General features: G+C 42.9%; 13 protein-coding genes. 9 read left to right on the top strand and 4 right to left on the bottom strand.

The window, feature by feature from the left end; translation table 11 throughout:
* Positions 1-67 precede the first annotated feature (67 nt).
* The 3 genes from F9K23_06160 to F9K23_06150 form a co-directional block, all read right to left on the bottom strand.
* Positions 68-646, bottom strand: coding sequence for a Crp/Fnr family transcriptional regulator (locus F9K23_06160; GenBank protein ID KAB2917334.1), 579 nt, complete (start codon positions 644-646; stop codon positions 68-70).
* A 52-nt stretch (positions 647-698) separates the two neighbouring features.
* Entirely contained in the window at positions 699-2,108 is a 1,410-nt protein-coding gene (locus tag F9K23_06155) for an inorganic phosphate transporter (GenBank protein ID KAB2917333.1), read from the bottom strand.
* Between the two features lie 114 nt (positions 2,109-2,222).
* The gene (locus tag F9K23_06150; GenBank protein ID KAB2917332.1) at positions 2,223-3,017 is read right to left on the bottom strand and encodes an N-acetylmuramoyl-L-alanine amidase; all 795 of its coding nucleotides are present in this window, start codon (positions 3,015-3,017) and stop codon (positions 2,223-2,225) included.
* Positions 3,018-3,111: 94 nt separating this feature from the next.
* Between F9K23_06150 and F9K23_06145 the strand changes: the two genes are divergently transcribed.
* From F9K23_06145 to rfaD, 5 genes are all read left to right on the top strand, one after another.
* The gene (locus F9K23_06145; protein KAB2917331.1) at positions 3,112-5,742 is read left to right on the top strand and encodes an LPS-assembly protein LptD; all 2,631 of its coding nucleotides are present in this window, start codon (positions 3,112-3,114) and stop codon (positions 5,740-5,742) included.
* A gap of 108 nt (positions 5,743-5,850) precedes the next feature.
* Positions 5,851-7,644 (top strand): tetratricopeptide repeat protein, encoded by a 1,794-nt coding sequence (locus tag F9K23_06140; protein ID KAB2917330.1) that lies wholly within the window; start codon positions 5,851-5,853, stop codon positions 7,642-7,644.
* Complete coding sequence (locus F9K23_06135) at positions 7,641-8,390, top strand: response regulator transcription factor (GenBank protein ID KAB2917329.1); 750 nt, start codon at positions 7,641-7,643, stop codon at positions 8,388-8,390. The genes F9K23_06140 and F9K23_06135 overlap by 4 nt, the downstream gene beginning before the upstream one ends.
* Positions 8,391-8,513: 123 nt before the next feature.
* Positions 8,514-9,542 carry a T9SS type A sorting domain-containing protein gene (locus F9K23_06130; GenBank protein ID KAB2917328.1) on the top strand — a complete coding sequence of 343 codons (1,029 nt, stop codon included), beginning with the start codon at positions 8,514-8,516 and terminating at the stop codon, positions 9,540-9,542.
* Positions 9,543-9,624: 82 nt separating this feature from the next.
* A complete protein-coding gene (gene rfaD / locus F9K23_06125; GenBank protein KAB2917327.1) occupies positions 9,625-10,590 on the top strand; it encodes an ADP-glyceromanno-heptose 6-epimerase in 966 nt (321 codons plus the stop codon).
* A 519-nt stretch (positions 10,591-11,109) separates the two neighbouring features.
* Here the strand turns inward: rfaD and F9K23_06120 are convergent.
* Entirely contained in the window at positions 11,110-13,698 is a 2,589-nt protein-coding gene (locus F9K23_06120; protein ID KAB2917326.1) for a DNA translocase FtsK, read from the bottom strand.
* A 436-nt stretch (positions 13,699-14,134) separates the two neighbouring features.
* Between F9K23_06120 and F9K23_06115 the strand changes: the two genes are divergently transcribed.
* The 4 genes from F9K23_06115 (at position 14,135) to F9K23_06100 (ending at position 16,325) form a co-directional block, all read left to right on the top strand.
* Positions 14,135-14,767: a hypothetical protein gene (locus F9K23_06115; protein KAB2917325.1), complete on the top strand. Its 633-nt coding sequence runs from the start codon at positions 14,135-14,137 to the stop codon at positions 14,765-14,767.
* A 168-nt stretch (positions 14,768-14,935) separates the two neighbouring features.
* On the top strand, positions 14,936-15,208 hold the full coding sequence (locus tag F9K23_06110; GenBank protein KAB2917324.1) for a hypothetical protein: 273 nt from the start codon (positions 14,936-14,938) through the stop codon (positions 15,206-15,208).
* Positions 15,209-15,214: 6 nt separating this feature from the next.
* Complete coding sequence (locus F9K23_06105; protein KAB2917351.1) at positions 15,215-15,697, top strand: NADAR family protein; 483 nt, start codon at positions 15,215-15,217, stop codon at positions 15,695-15,697.
* A gap of 46 nt (positions 15,698-15,743) precedes the next feature.
* Positions 15,744-16,325, top strand: a complete 582-nt coding sequence (locus F9K23_06100; protein KAB2917323.1) for a tRNA-(ms[2]io[6]A)-hydroxylase — start codon at positions 15,744-15,746, stop codon at positions 16,323-16,325.
* The last annotated feature ends 25 nt before the right edge of the window (positions 16,326-16,350 follow it).

The following is a 16,350-nucleotide window of genomic DNA, read 5'->3' as shown; positions in this document are numbered from 1 at the left end:
CAAAGCTACCCCCACAGCCGATGGACGTGCCTTGATGCAAATCAAGAAATGATAGAAAATGAACGGATTACCTTTTTGAACGTAAGCGGCTAAGGGTTTCGGGAGTCATGTTAAGGTAAGAAGCAATGTGGCGCAGCGGTATTTGTTGCAACTCTTGCGGCATACGTGCAACAAAAGCTTTGTAGCGTTCCTCAGCCGAGGTAGCCAGCATTTCAATTTCACGCCTGCCACGCCCAAAAAGTATGTGTTGGATAAATAGCCTGCCCCAACGCTCAAAGTTCTTGTAGCGGTCAAATAAATAGCTCATATCGGCATAACTGATTGCATAAGCCTCGCCCGAAGACAGTGCCTGAATATATAGCCGTGACGGAGTTTGTGTGCTGAATGAATCGTAGGCTCCTGAAAAGTTGCCTGTAAATGAAAACCCTAATATGGTTTCGTCACCATCAGGGCTTAGGTAATACATGCTGTGCACCCCGCTTTTTATAAAGTAAAAGTAGGCTTCTATTTCCCCTTCGCGGGTAAGCAGTTGGTCTTTTACAAAACTGATGGTTTTAAAACGGCTTTCGGCATCGGCCCACTCGGCATCTTCAAGTTTCACCAGTTTTTCAAAAGCGTCTCGCAGCATACTACAAAAATAAAGCATTTAAAAGCCGTAGCCTTTAAATGCTTTTTATAATTAGTGAGAGATTAAAATCTTACAGTACTTGGCGCAACAACAAGTATAAACCGCCCGAAAGTATAATGGTGGCAGGCAACGTAAGCAACCAAGCCAACAATATATTACGTACGGTATTGCCTTGCAGGTTTTTGATACCCTTATCGGCAATCATACTACCTGCAATACCTGATGAAAGTACGTGGGTGGTACTAACGGGTAAACCAAGGAACGATGATACGCCAATGGTGCTTGCCGCAACCAACTCAGCGCTGGCACCTTGTGCATAGGTAAGGTGTTGTTTACCTATTTTCTCACCGATAGTGATTACTATACGTTTCCAGCCCACCATGGTACCAATACCAAGTGAGAAAGCTATTAATATCTTAATCCAATCAGGTGCGTAATCAGTGTATTGACGTATTTTTTTCACTTCGCCTTTCAGCTCATCCTGTTGGGCTTCGCTGATTTCAAAAACACCAGCTGATAAAAACTTATCGGTGTTTTTAGATACCATCAAAATATCCTTACGCAATTCAAAAGGTTTTTTATCACCTAAGTAAGTAATAGAAGTAAGAGTGTCAGTAGTAATTTTAATATCCTCTATATAACCCAGCGTTTTTACCACTTTCACTGAATCTTCATCGCTCAGTTTACTTGTGTTAAGGGCTTGGTAATATGCTTCAATTTTTACCAAGTGGGGTTTCATTTTAGAGGGGTCAGCATCTCTGTCTAAGGCAAAGTATGAAGGAACAATACCAATTAAAATCAGCATCATAAGCCCTACACCTTTTTGTCCGTCGTTATTACCGTGCGAAAAACTAACACCAGTAGAGGTAAGGATAAGCAAGCTGCGAATCCAGAATGGGGGAGGACGGTCGCCTTTGGGAGGGTTAAACAAAATGTCTTTTTGCTTTTTAGCAGTCCTGCGTAGTATGTACATCAACACAATGGTTAGTGTACACCCAAACAAGGGAGACAATAGTAATGATAAACCAATATCGTTTACTTTACTCCAGTTAACGGCTGCATCAGCAGTGTTTGGCAATAAACCGTAAGCAATACCCACACCTAATATAGAGCCGATAAGTGTGTGCGAACTGCTGGCGGGTAAGCCAAAGTACCATGTACCGAAGTTCCAAATAATAGCACTGAACAAAAGGGCCATCACCATGGCCATACTACTGGATAAGCTTTGATCTATGAGCAGTTCTACGGGCAATAGGTTTACAATGCCCATGGCTACTGCAATACCGCCCATCATTACCCCGGTGTAGTTGCAAATGGCACTCCATACTACAGCCACCCAAGGTTTAAGAGAGTTGGTATAAATAACAGTAGCAACTGCGTTGGCAGTATCGTGAAAACCATTCACAAACTCAAAGAAACAGGCGCACAAAAGGCTGAATATCAGCAGTGAAATGAGGAGGGTATCTTCTAATCCGAACATAGGTGTTTTTAGACGCGGCGAAATTACACCTGCAACTAAGGCCTCATGTTAAGAATTTGTTAATTGTTAAGAAACCTTGCTCATAACACAAACACAAGAGCGTGTTTCACAAGGTTATTTTATAGTACCTAAGTAGGCTTTGTATTCTTTTACAGCCTTAAATACAGCTTCGGCAACCTCTTTTTTACCTGAGTCTGAAGCTAAATATTCGCGTTCGGTAGGGTTAGAGATAAAACCGGTTTCAATTAAAATGCTGGGCATAGTGGTTTTCCAAAGTACCAGAAACCCCGCTTGTTTCACTCCCCTGCTTTTCTTCACTTTTTTGCGGGCTGAAAGGTGCTTCTCAACTTTTGAGGCAAGCGTAAGGCTTTGTTCGCGAAAGGCATTTTGATAAAAACTGAAAATTATGTGTGCCTCGGGCGAGTTAGGGTCGAAACCCTCATAATCTTGCTGTTTTTCGTAATTATCCTCGTACAAAATAGCCTCATTTTCACGTTTCGACACATCTAAATTATCATCGCTTTTGTGCAACCCCATTACATATGTTTCGCTGCCGTTAGGTGCGGTTTTATTGTTGTGGTTACAGTGTATTGAGATAAATATAGAGGCTTTGTTGCGGTTAGCTATTTTAGCCCGCTCGTGCAATTCAACAAACGAGTCATTGTAGCGGGTATAAATCACCTTTACATCTTTAAAGCTATCGGTTAACATTTTACCCAGCTTTCGGGCAATGTCAAGCGTAACTTTCTTCTCCTGAACTTTTTTAGAGATAGAACCGGGGTCTTTGCCGCCGTGGCCTGCATCAATAACAATCACCAACGTATCTCCGCCACCTTTTTTTGTTCCTGTAAACGAGGTAAACAGTAACAAAACCAGAAGTAAAGAAAATATGTGGGCGGTTTGTTTCATTTTATATTCCGGGTAGCTTATTTTTGAAACGCCTAGTAAATCGGCATTATTGTTGACGGTGCAAGTTACCACACACTCCACGGACTTGAAAAAAATGGTAAATAATTTTATCCGTTTAGCACTGTTAATTTCTATAATACTGTACAATATCAATGCCAGTGCGCAAATTGACAGTAACAGAGTAATGGCTACGGATTCTTTTGCTATTCCTTCATCGGATAGCCTAGCCCGAGAAGACTCACTAAAGAAAGCGGGTTTTCAAAAGTCTATGTTCGATTCAAAAGTCCGCTTCAAAGCAAAAGATTCTATTCTTATTGATATAAAACAACGAAAGGTGTTTTTGTTTGGTGACGCCGAGGTTTTTTATGAAAAACTGGAGTTGAAGGGGGCAAAGGTTACGCTTGATTTTACTACAAGTGAGATTTTTGCCGAGTATGCTACAGACAGTGCAGGGAAGAAGATTGGGGTTCCGAACTTTAAAGATGGCGGCCAGGCAATTGATGCGGATAAGATAGGGTACAACTTTAAAACCAAGCGTGCCAAAATAAGCAATCTTGTGATGAAGGAGGGTGAGGGGATTATTTATGGAACGAAGGTAAAGAAGGATGAACACGATAATATTTATGTGGGCGATGCCAAATACACCACTTGCAATGCTGAGCATCCGCACTTTTACATATTGGCTCCCAAACTTAAAATAGTACCCGGTAAGCAAATTGTTACCGGTCCTGCCAACCTTGTGATTGGTGATATACCCACCCCCGCGTGGATTCCTTTTGGCTTTTTTCCGGTAAGGCAAGGACGCAAGTCGGGTATATTGATGCCGGGTTATGGTTTTTCGCCCGGCCAAGGCTACTTTTTGCGAAATGGCGGTTACTATTTCGGTATCAGTGATTATTTTGACTTAGCAGTAACCGGCGATGCGTTTACACAAGGAACTTGGGCAGTACGCACGGCCAGTTCGTATGCAAAGCGTTACAAATACAGTGGTAACATACAAATAGCCTACGCGAATAACCAACAAGGTTCTCCCGAAGATGTGAGCGGGTTTTCGCGCCAGCGTAACTATAGCATTGTGTGGAATCACCAGCTTGACCAAAAGGCAAGACCGAATACCAACTTTAGTGCAAGGGTAAATTACCTAAGTCCCAGTTATTTGCAGCTAAACTCATACAATCCGGCTACAATCACACAAAGTCAGGTAAACTCAAGTGTAAACTACAGTCGCGTATTAGGCGGCGGTAAATACAACGTGGGTGTTTCGGCCTCGGCATCACAAAACAACCAAACCAAATCGGTTACTATGTCGTTGCCTCAACTAACGTTTGATGTAATGCGTTTCTTCCCCTTTAAGCGCAAAGAGGCAGTGGGCACAAAACGTTGGTACGAGGATATAGGGGTTAACTATTCATTTAACGCTCAAAACAACATTAGCGCAGGCGATTCTACTTTGCTTAAAGAAGAGACGCTTAAAAAGATGCAGAACGGAGGGGTACACAGGGGTTCTGTAAGTACGCAGTTTAAGGTATTGAAGTGGTTTTCGCTAAGCCCTTCATTATCATTTAATGAGTATTGGTACTTGCAAAGCATTAATAAAACATGGAATAAGGACAGTGCCCGCATTGAAACGGATACTTTGCCCGGTTTTGCCCGCGCCGCCGACTTTGCGTTTAATACCAACCTAAGTACTATGGTGTATGGCACCAAGTATTTTAAAAACAGTAACAAAGTACAGGCCATTCGCCACGTAATGACTGTGAACATGGGTTTGGGTTTCCGTCCCGATTTTTCGGATGCCGGATTTGGGATATATAAGAAGGTGCAAGCCGATACAGGGAATACCCGCCAAGAGTTGTATTCGCGGTTGAGTAACGGAATATTCGGAGGACCGGGTCAAGGGCGTGTGGGACAGGTGAGTTTAGGCTTGAATAATAACATTGAAATGAAGGTGCGCCGCAAAAACGGTGATACGGCATTTAAAGAAGAAAAAGTGAAGTTGTTTGAGAGTTTGAGTTTAGGAACCTCGTACAACTTTTTTGCCGAGAAGTTTAAGCTGGCACCTTTAAGTATAAATGCCCGTACGGTGCTGTTTAAACAAGTAAGTGTAATGTTTAACGGCTTTACGTTTAACCCGTATGCACAAGACAGTGCAGGGCGCGACGTTGATAAGTATCTGGTAAACGAAACCGGAAAGCTGGCAAGATTTACAGGCGGTTCTATAGCATTAAGCACTTCTATAAACTCAACCATGTTTGACGGCAAAAAGGATGAGAATGATGAAAAACCTGCACAACCGGGTATAAATAACTTGCAACGTGCGGCAATGCTGTCAAACCCGTTTCTTACGGCGTATGAACTGGCATTATTATCCAGCATGGGTGATTTTGTTGACTTTAACATTCCTTGGAGTTTGAGTTTTAACTACTCATACAATTATTCTAAACCCGCTTTTGAACGAAATATCAGTCAAAATATCACCTTTAACGGGGATATGAATTTGACCGAAAACTGGAAGATTGCATTTAGTTCAGGCTATGACTTTAAACGTAAAGAGGTGAACTTAACCAGTATTGATTTTTACCGCCAACTGCATTGCTGGGAGTTTAAATTAAGCTGGATTCCGATTGGCCCCCGCCAATACTTCTTATTCAATCTAAACGTAAAATCAAGCATCCTGCAAGACCTTAAAATCAACCGCCGCAGGGATTGGTTTGATAATAATTAGTAGCTTAAGGCTTGATATTAAAGTTTATACCGCATTAGGAAACTATTAACCCCCTTCATCCAAAAAAATTCACTTTCATACACATACGCTGCACTTATTGCAGAAATTATGAAGTATTTTGCTGGTATGCCCTACCCCAAGTACTTGATTCTACTGTTTGCCGCCATTGGTTGTGTGCTTACTTGCAGGGCGCAATCTGCACAGGATATAGATAGCTTAGAAGCCGTGTACCGCAGGTTGCCCGATGATACCGTGAAGGCCAAAACGCTGTACGATTTAGCATATACATTGGTTCAGTCTGACCCTGAAGCAGCCATGCAAAGAACGCATGATTTGATGCGACTGTCGTTTAAAGTCAATTTTCCCAAAGGACGTGCTATGGCGTTGGATGTGCAGGGCAACATTTTTAGAATGCAAGGCAAGTATATGGATGCTGTGAGCAGGCATTTTGAAGCCTTGCATATATACGATTCATTAGGGTTTAGGAACGGATACAGAAATGTGTTGGTGAATACCGGCAGCGATTACACGTACCTTAAAAACTACCCCAAGGCTATTGAGTTTTTTAACCGCGCACTGGCCTTATCAGACACTGGGGATTATATCAGGCAAGTAATCATTTATAACAATATTGGCAATGCGTATATCATGCAAGGCTTATATGACAGTGCTTTGAAGGTGTACCAAAAAGCTTTACCTCATGCTGAAAAGGATAAGAGCCGCAGTTACGCATCCGTCCTCTATTCAAGCCTTTCTATTGCTTATGCGGGTAAGGGTGATTTTAAAAATGCCATTACCTACATGGAGCAGGCTTTGGTGGATATGCTGATTTTGGATAATAAAAATGCTTATGCAGGTAGTGCTTCTACCTTAGGCGGGTACTATATTGAAGTAAAAAACTATCGGAAAGCTGAGTATTATTTAGAAGCGGCGTACAAAGTGGCAAAGGAGCTTAAAGCAAAGTCAATAATTGCTAATTATTACCGCAACAAAGCCCACTTACTGTCGCGCATGGGAAAGTATAGCGAGGCGTACCCCGTACTGGAGCAATACTTGGCTCTTAACGATTCATTGGTTAATGAGCAACACATTTCGCAATTGGCGCAGGCTGAGGCGAATTATAACCTTGAGAGCAAGAACCGCGAGCTAGCCTTGCTTAATGCCGACAAAGCACTAAAAGAAAGCGAGCTGCGTTTACAAGCGCAGTTGCGTTACGGGTTGTTGATATTGCTGGTAGCTATGGCTACGGCAATCTTCTTTTTATACCGAAACATACAGCTTAAAAAGCAAACCAATAAAAACCTTGAAGACGCTAATAGCCTGATGCAAAAAGAGAACATACTGGCACAGTATGAAACGCTTCGCAATCAGGTAAACCCGCACTTTTTGTTCAACAGTCTCAATGCGCTTTCATCGCTCATTAAACAAAACCCTGATAGAGCTATTGAATTTGCAGGTATATTTTCACGCTTGTACCGCAGTGTTCTTGATTTGAAAGACCATGCGGTGATAACCCTTGCCGAAGAGATGCGGCTGGTGGATGACTATATGTACTTGCAAAAAATACGGTTTGAAGAAAAGCTGGTGTTGGAGAAGAACATCCCTGCACATTTGCTGCAAGATTATATACCGCCGTTTTGCATACAAATGTTGATTGAAAACGCAATAAAGCATAACATTATATCAGCAGAGCAAAAACTGGAGATAAAGCTGTATGCCGAAGGAAACTGGCTGGTGGTGAGTAACAACCTGCAACCTCGCCAGCAAAAGCTTGAAAGCACCGGAGTAGGCATAAAAAATATTACTGCCCGCTTTAGGATAGTGCACAATGTAGAACCGCAGTTTCACGTAGTGAATAATGAATATGTTGCCAAAATACCTTTAATTATCCCACAGGAATGAAAACGGTAATTATTGAAGATGAAAGGCTGGCCGCTGGCAACCTTGCCCAATTACTGCACGAGATAGACAGCAGCATTGAAATTGTAGCTGTGCTTGACAGTGTGAAACGTGCAGCGGAGTGGTTGACGGCCAACAGCCCTGATTTGATTTTTCTGGATATTCATCTGGCGGATGATATCAGCTTTAAGATATTTGAAACGGTTGAGGTAAAAGCACCCATTATTTTTGTTACTGCTTATGATAACTATGCCATACAGGCATTTAAACTAAACAGCATTGATTATTTGCTGAAACCGATTGATAAAGAGGAGCTGAGGCAGGCCATAAAGAAATACAACGGGATAGGGGCCTTATCTGCTGATGCAGTAATGCAGTTATTGCAACAAATAAAAACACCCGCGCCTGAATACCAAAAACGGTTTATGGTTACTACGGGACAAAAGATTAAATCGGTGGAGGTAGATGATGCCGCCTATTTTTATGCCGAAGACCGCTTTGTGTATATGGTATCAAAAGCAGGGGAGAAGTATATTATTGATTTTACGCTGGATAAACTGGAAGGTTTGCTTAATCCTGCACACTTTTTCAGGATTAACAGAGGCCAACTGGTGGCTTTCACTGCCATTAAAAACATGTATTCGTACACCAAAAGCCGTATAAAAATAGAGGTGAATCCGCCTGCATCCTTTGATACCATTGTGAGTATCGACCGTTCGGGAGCATTTAAAAAATGGCTCAACCGGTAAAAGAGCCGGTTTCTTTTATCCCTTTTTTATACACCCGCATACACGTTGTTTCCTCCTTCATCCACTTATATAAAAGGTAAGTAATGGCTTTGTAGTTGTTTTGCGACAGATAATTATAAAACTATGAAAGCGTTTAGTAAAACAATTTGCATGTTGCTTACCCTTTGTGCCGTGTCTGCTTCGGCACAGGTAAGCAATTACACCTTTGCCAAAGAAACCGGCCAGCCTTGGGATATTACCAATTACCCCGACGTAACTATAACCAACCATACAGTTGCAGACGATGTGGTTGCCCCTTATCGCATAGCTATTCCGTTCCCTTTTATGTTTAACGGAGTTGTTTACGATTCAGTAAACATCAGCGAAAACGGTTTTATCTGGTTTGGTCCTGAAACCGAAGATGTAATGTCGTTTATCACCCAACCTATTTCTGCCGGCCACAACAGTAACGTTAAAGGTATTGTAGCAGCAATGGGCGGCGATTTACACCCGCACGTAAATACCGGATTAACCACTACCATTAAATCAGGGTTAATTGGCGTTGCTCCAATGCGTCAGTTGATGATTGAATGGAAAAACACTTCAAGGTTTAACTCTTTGGGTGACGTTGCAGGTGAAGACACTCTTACCTTCCACATTATGCTGTATGAGTTTATGAACCGTGTTGAGGTGGCTTATAGAGATGCAAAACTTAACCCCAATATTATTACTGATATGGAAATTGGTTTGAGGGGCGCAGTGGCTACCGATTTTAACAACCGTATGACCGATGCTACCCACAACTGGCAAAACAGTGCAAAGGGAACCAGCGTAGGCAGTGTGTGCGAATTGCAAACTACCATTAAGCCTGAGTTTGGAGATATGTACGTGTGGATGAACCTGAACCAAAACCCCAACAGTGTAGAAGAAACAGCGGGCAATGTGGTAAAAGCATACCCCGTTCCTGCCAAAGAAGCTTTGTTTATTGAAACCGTAAGCAATTCTGCACAAGAGATTGTGATTTATAACGCTGCGGGACAATTACTTAAAACCCAAAGTACTGATGGCAATGTAACACAAGTAGCCCTTGACGGCTTGCCCGCAGGACTGTATGTATACGCTGTTCAATCATCACAAGGCATCCATACAGGTAGATTTAGTATAGTAAAATAAACGCTAAGCCCTCGTTTATTTATGCCGGTCTTTTGGACCGGCTTTTTTGTTTTAGCAGGGTACAAAACTGTATTTTTGCAGCATGATAGTTATCACAGGTGCAGCAGGTTTTATCGGAAGTTGCTTAGTAGGCAGGCTAAATGCCGAAGGCTACAACGATTTAGTATTGGTGGATGATTTTAGCAATACCGAAAAAAACAAGAACCTTGCAGGCAAAACGTACAGTGCGCAAGTGCACCGCAACGAGTTTGAGCAGTGGATTGACGCTAACCAAAACCAGATTGAATTTATATTTCACATTGGGGCCCGCACGGATACTACTGAGTTTGATGTAGAAGTGTTTAACCGATTGAACCTGAACTATACCAAAATGGTATGGAATAAATGTGTGCAATACGGTTTACCGTTAGTATATGCTTCATCGGCGGCTACGTATGGTTTGGGTGAATTGGGGTACGATGATAACGAAAGCTTGATCCCGCAATTGAAACCACTGAATCCTTATGGCGAATCGAAGAATGATTTTGATATATGGGCATTGCAGCAAGAGCGCAAGCCCTATTTTTGGGCAGGCTTGAAGTTTTTTAATGTGTACGGACCTAACGAATATCATAAAGGGCGCATGGCCTCAGTGATTATGCACGGGTATAACCAAATAAAAAACACAGGCATGATGCGTTTGTTCCGCTCACACAACCCCAACTATACTGATGGCGGCCAAATGCGTGATTTTGTATATGTGAAAGACCTTGTGAACGTGTGCTACTTTTTGATGCACCACCGCAAAAACAACGGCATATACAACCTTGGTTCAGGCACGGCACGCAAGTTTATTGATTTGGCAAAAGCCACCTTTACCTCAATGGGAGTGCCTGAAAACATTGAGTTTGTTGATACCCCCGTTGATATACGCGACAAGTACCAATATTTTACCGAGGCCAATATGGCCAAGCTAAAATCAATAGGGTACGATACGCCCTTTCATACGCTTGAGGAAGGGGTTAAAGACTACGTACAGAATTATCTGACAGAAGGAAAGTATTGGTAAGCCTTGCTTGTTTCCTTTTCGTAGGACACAAGAGGCTATTTCAGCAATCAATCTCACACCAGTTTTACGGCGACAGGTTGAAACCTATCGCTTTTGAGATTACCTATTAGGGGCGGACTTAAGTCCGCCCCTAATAGGTAATCGTATCAGAACAGGATTTCAATCCTGTTAAAATGTCGGGCTAATATGTTCTCCGTAAATAGCTATTTCGATGGGCATTCCAACGGGCATGAAGCCTGCCGCTGTTGCAGGGGTTTGTCGCGAATGGTTTTAAATCATTCGCGACGTTGTTCATAAAAGCCCTGAATTTCACATTCAGGGTATTTTGCAGATTCAGAAAAACTAAAATCATTGGGAGAATTCTCAATAGCGACGGTTTTTATAACCGTCTGCCTCATTGTGCGTTCCGACGGGCATAAAGCCCGTCGCTGTTAAAAAGGTCGTCCCGAATGGTTTTAAACCATTCGGGACGTTATTCGTAAAAGCCCTGAATTTTATATTCAGGGTATTAGTTAATAATTAGCCGTGACTTTTGCTATCCAGTTCGCGTAGCTTTTGTTCTAATGAATATTCGTCGGGAATCAATACCTCGCGGGCTTTACTGCCTTCAAACGGGCCTACAATACCGGCGTGTTCCAATTGGTCAATCAAACGGCCTGCACGGTTATAGCCCAGTTTTAATTTACGCTGTATGAGCGAGGTAGAACCTTGCTGACTGATAACCACCACACGGGCAGCATCTTCAAACATACTGTCGCGTTCGCTGGGGTCAAAATCTTCATTAGCACCCGTACCGCCTTCTTCCTGTACTTCGGGAAGCACAAAGGCACTGCCGTAGCCGCGTTGGTTACCAATGTAGCTGGTAATATCTTCTACCTCGGGTGTATCCACAAACGGACATTGCAAGCGTATCATATCATTACCATTGCTGTACAGCATATCTCCTTTACCAATCAATTGGTCGGCACCGCTGCCGTCCAAAATGGTGCGCGAGTCAATCTTAGAGGTTACCCTAAACGCAATACGTGCAGGGAAGTTGGCCTTTATTGTACCCGTAATAATATTTACTGAAGGACGCTGTGTAGCCAAAATCAAGTGAATACCGATGGCCCTTGCCAACTGTGCCAAACGGGCAATGGGGTGTTCTACCTCTTTGCCGGCTGTCATCATCAAATCGGCCAACTCATCTATCACCACTACAATGTAGGGCAAAAACTTGTGTCCGTCGTTGGGGTTTAGTTTGCGCTCAACAAAGCGGGCGTTGTATTCTTTTATGTTACGCACTCCTGCATTTTGCAGCAGGTTGTAACGCTCGTCCATCTCAATACACAAACTGTTCAGCGTGGTTACCACCTTTTTGGTATCGGTAATAATGGCCTCGCCTTCGCCCGGTATTTTGGCCAAAAAGTGGCGTTCAATGCGTTTATACAGTGTAAGCTCCACCTTCTTAGGGTCAACCAATACCAGTTTCAACTGGCTGGGGTGCTTTTTATACAATAGCGATACCAACAAGGCATTGATACCTACTGATTTACCCTGACCCGTAGCACCCGCCATCAGTAGGTGGGGCATTTTGGCAAGGTCGGCCACAAAAATTTCGTTGGCAATGGTTTTACCCAAAATCACGGGCAAGTCCATATCCGCCGCTTGAAACTTCTGACTGGCTATTACCGTATTCATCGGCACCATTTCAGGTTTCTTGTTGGGCACCTCAATACCAATGGTTCCTTTGCCCGGTATGGGGGCTATAATACGTATGCCCAGTGCGGCAAGGCTAAGGGCAATATCGTCTTCAAGGTTTTTGATGCGCGAAATACGCACACCCGCCTCGGGTACAATCTCGTATAAGGTAACAGTAGGCCCGATAGTGGCTTTTATCTGCCCGATGCCTATTCCGTAGTTTTTCAGCGTTTCAATAATCAGGTTTTTGTTCCCTTCCAATTCGGTAGGGTCAATCACCTTTTTACTATCGCCGTAATCCTTCAACAAATCAATCGTAGGAAACTTATACCCCGAAAGGTCTAATGTTGGGTCGTATGGAGTATCTAAACCGTAATGGGTAGGTCGTTCAGTTTCTACCACCGCAGCAGGCTCTTCTTCCTTCGTATCTTCAATACTGAACGAAATATTACCGCTTGGCGGGGGAGGAACTATTACGGGTTCGGGGTGCGTAGGTTGTATATCTAACGCTATGCTGCCGTCAGGTTTGGGCACATCTTCAGTAAAAGAAAACGGAGGGTTGTTCTCGTCGTCTTTCACAATCAGCTTAATATCGTTGGGGTTTAGCGGTTCAGCATCTTCTTCCTCATCTTCGTCGGCCATTGCATAGGCTTCTTCTTCGGCGGTATTAATGGCTATTTCTTCGGCCATTTCGCCTGTAGTACGCAGGTTATTGCCATCAGCAGCCGTTTTAAACGGAGCATCTCCGTCGGCATCGGTATTTGCCGCCAGTTTATTTTTTAGCGAAAGGTTGAGGTTGTAAACAATGATGGCAAAGGTGAGCGCATAAAAGAACAGGAATATGCCCGAACCGGCCACACCCATCAACCCCTTTAGCCACAAATAGCCGTGGTAGCCGAAGGCACCGCCCAAAAACGGAAGCGACGAACCAAACAGCAATCCCATGGTAAGGGCCAGCCAAATCACAATAAAGAAAGAGTAGCGCAGGGTTTTTGCCAACGGCAATAAGTGTATTTTAAACGTGAGCCTTGCTCCGCCTACAAACAATATCAACGGAATGGCAAAACTGGCTATCCCAAACCATTTGTGTATAAACAGGTGGGCTACCAATGCGCCCAAAATACCCATGGTGTTTTTGGCAGCATCGGGGTTGGCGGTTAAAACATCGTTCCAGCCGTAACCTACCACCACGTTTTGGTCGGTTTTCCACGTAAAAATAAACGATATAAAGGCCACTGCCATAAACACCGCCAGCAGCATCATAAAAGCACCAAATACCTGTTTGGCTCTTTCATCACGCAGCAGTGCCCATTGCCAAAACACCTTACGGGTTATCGGCTTCTCCTCGTTCTTCTTCTCGCGCTCAAAATCAGTTTTAGCGTCAGAGGGCTTAGTAGTCTTATTTTTAAAGGTGTTTTGCTTGCTCATGCCTTGCAGGGCCTTTTTGTTTGGGGCGTATTTTGCCTACGCAAAGTTATCAGGGGGTAGCTATACTAATAAACGGATTTGTTAACAAGGCAGTATATGTGTAGTGGTATTTGGGCAGTGTGGCTGTGTTGGGCTAACGACGGGTATAAAACCCGCCGTTTTTGGGTTACTGCTTTGCGAGGGTTTTAAACCCTCGCAAAGCAAATATGCTAAAGAACAGGATTTTATATCCTGTCGATTAAAACATTAAGATTTTTTAAAACGGGGAATAGTTTCATGTAATCCAGCTTTTTACGACGGGTATGAAACCCGTCGCTATTTGTGTGTTGTTTCAGGAAGGTTTAAAACCCTCCTAAAACAAACTCGTAAAAGAACAGGATTTTATATCCTGTTAAGGTTTGTACTATCTTCAACAGTCTAACGTTAAATAATAATCATGCAAAAAAGAGCTTCATTCGGCTATTATACCTCACTTCTGGTGGTGACAATACTTTTCGGTTGTAATAACAGTAACCTAGCGAAAACAGAAGGTAACAATGCAGAGATAGAGGACACTACACCAATTACGGATGCTTTTAATCAGTGGTTACTTGAACAGAAAAAGAAGGGAGTGTTTTTGGGTGACGACTCCTGCAATATTGATTTTGTAGTGGAGCATAACATTAACACAATGCCTCTAAATTTACCTGATAGCAACAATACCGATTTTTGGCTTGGTGATGTTAATGGAGATAAGAAAAAGGATGGCTTGATTACGTTTATTGCGGATTTATGCGATGGCGGTAACGGTGCCATGTGGACACAATTTCAAGTGTTAGTACTTTCTAATGATTCAGGTTACCGTGTTAACGATTCTTTTTTTGATTCGCTCACTATTGATTTTGATGGATTTATCCATGTTGATAGCTTGAGCTCAAACACATTTTTTGGAACCTATATTGAGTTTAAAGACGGTGATGGCCACTGCTGTCCAAGTATAAAAGAGGAATTTACAGTAACATACGACAGGCCTATGATACGGTTTCGGAAACCGGGCTTTAAGCCCACACCAAATAGCTTTGAGAGGTAGCGATTTTTGTTTTTGACGCGTATGGAACCCGTCGCTATTTGCCCGTTGTTTCAGGAGGGTTTTAAACCCTCCTGAAACAAACCCGTAAAAGAACAGGATTTATATCCTGTCAATAGATGTGCACCCAACGGAGTATCGGGATGTTTTAAGATTAACTATTTCTGTGATATGGGAGGAATGGGTTTTGGCTCGATAGGCCACATGATAAGAACGCTAAAGCACAATGCGTCTTTAGTAAGCAAACCCGATTATTTTGATACCTCGCTGCACAAAGGCAAGCGGGGACAAAAGACCGAAAAGCCTGAACCACTTACCGAAGCCCAAAAACAGGCAATCCGCAGCAAACTCAGAAAACAACGTATATTCTCAATACTACGGTCATTACTGTTATGGGGTATTAGTGCGGCCATAACGGTATGGATTCTCCGTTTTCTCTTTTAAACAATGATGGAAGAACAATTTACATTTTTTTACAGAACGGCACACCCGTTTTCGCAATGGTACGAAAGCAATTACGAAATTGACGGTATACACTTTAATACTGCTGAACAATACATGATGTACGGTAAAGCAATGCTTTTTGGAGACGTTGAAATTGCACAAAAAGTATTAACGGTAAAACATCCCCGCGACCAAAAAGCACTGGGCAGACAGGTTAAAAATTTCATACCCGAAGTATGGGAGCGTGAAGCAAAGAATATTGTGTACAAGGCCAATTACGCTAAGTTTACACAAAACGAAAACCTAAAAAAATTCTTGTTGGATACAAAAGGCACGACACTGGTTGAGGCCAGCCCTACGGATGTAATTTGGGGGATTGGTATGGATGAAAACGACCCAAAACGTTTTGACCGCAGTGAATGGAGGGGTACAAATTGGCTAGGGGAGGTACTTACCCAATTGCGCGAAGACCTTTTGAGCGGCCAATGACGTTGGTATTGGCACATTTTAAAATCTTCAAAGTACCTTTGCGCTTATGTTAGGTTTAAAGCTGGCTACCGACCCGCGCTGGGTGAACATTGCCGAAAAAACAATAGAGGACATACTTACCGACCATGCTTTTTGTGAGCAAAAAGCAGCCAGTAGCGGTATTTCGCTGATTGTGAATTATTCTGACAAAGAAGATATTGTACAGGCGGTTACTCCGTTGGTGGCTGAGGAGTGGGGACATTTTCGCAAGGTGGTGAAGGAGTTGAATAAACGCGGCCTTAAATTGGGCAAGCAGCGCAGGGATGAATATGTACTAAAGATTAAAGGTCTTAGGCAAGACGGTGGTACGCGCGACCAACAACTGGTAGAACATTTATTGATTTTTGCTTTGATAGAGGCCCGCAGTTGCGAGCGTTTTCGTTTATTGTCGCTACACATCAGCGACCCTGCGTTGAAGGAGTTTTACCACGAGTTTATGGTATCGGAAGCAGGACATTACCGTTTATTTATTGATTTGGCTAAAAAGTACATGCCCGAAGAGCACGTTAAGGAACGTTGGAATGCTATTTTAGAGGGCGAGGCCGAAATACTTGCTTCTTTAGAGCTTAGGGGCGATAGAGTGCATTAATAATTAGATGTGCAGGGCGTTGGAA

The organism is Bacteroidota bacterium (assembly GCA_008933805.1).
Taxonomy (GTDB): domain Bacteria; phylum Bacteroidota; class Bacteroidia; order UBA8524; family UBA8524; genus SB11.
This window is presented reverse-complemented; position numbering and strand designations above follow the sequence as displayed.

Excerpts from the sequence above, each read along its gene's own strand:
- F9K23_06160 (KAB2917334.1), bottom strand. The coding sequence starts at position 646 with ATGCTTTATTTTTGTAGTATGCTGCGAGACGCTTTTGAAAAACTGGTG.
- F9K23_06155 (KAB2917333.1), bottom strand. The coding sequence starts at position 2,108 with ATGTTCGGATTAGAAGATACCCTCCTCATTTCACTGCTGATATTCAGC.
- F9K23_06150 (KAB2917332.1), bottom strand. The coding sequence starts at position 3,017 with ATGAAACAAACCGCCCACATATTTTCTTTACTTCTGGTTTTGTTACTG.
- F9K23_06145 (KAB2917331.1), top strand. The coding sequence starts at position 3,112 with ATGGTAAATAATTTTATCCGTTTAGCACTGTTAATTTCTATAATACTG.
- F9K23_06140 (KAB2917330.1), top strand. The coding sequence starts at position 5,851 with ATGAAGTATTTTGCTGGTATGCCCTACCCCAAGTACTTGATTCTACTG.
- F9K23_06135 (KAB2917329.1), top strand. The coding sequence starts at position 7,641 with ATGAAAACGGTAATTATTGAAGATGAAAGGCTGGCCGCTGGCAACCTT.
- F9K23_06130 (KAB2917328.1), top strand. The coding sequence starts at position 8,514 with ATGAAAGCGTTTAGTAAAACAATTTGCATGTTGCTTACCCTTTGTGCC.
- rfaD (KAB2917327.1), top strand. The coding sequence starts at position 9,625 with ATGATAGTTATCACAGGTGCAGCAGGTTTTATCGGAAGTTGCTTAGTA.
- F9K23_06120 (KAB2917326.1), bottom strand. The coding sequence starts at position 13,698 with ATGAGCAAGCAAAACACCTTTAAAAATAAGACTACTAAGCCCTCTGAC.
- F9K23_06115 (KAB2917325.1), top strand. The coding sequence starts at position 14,135 with ATGCAAAAAAGAGCTTCATTCGGCTATTATACCTCACTTCTGGTGGTG.
- F9K23_06110 (KAB2917324.1), top strand. The coding sequence starts at position 14,936 with ATGGGAGGAATGGGTTTTGGCTCGATAGGCCACATGATAAGAACGCTA.
- F9K23_06105 (KAB2917351.1), top strand. The coding sequence starts at position 15,215 with ATGGAAGAACAATTTACATTTTTTTACAGAACGGCACACCCGTTTTCG.
- F9K23_06100 (KAB2917323.1), top strand. The coding sequence starts at position 15,744 with ATGTTAGGTTTAAAGCTGGCTACCGACCCGCGCTGGGTGAACATTGCC.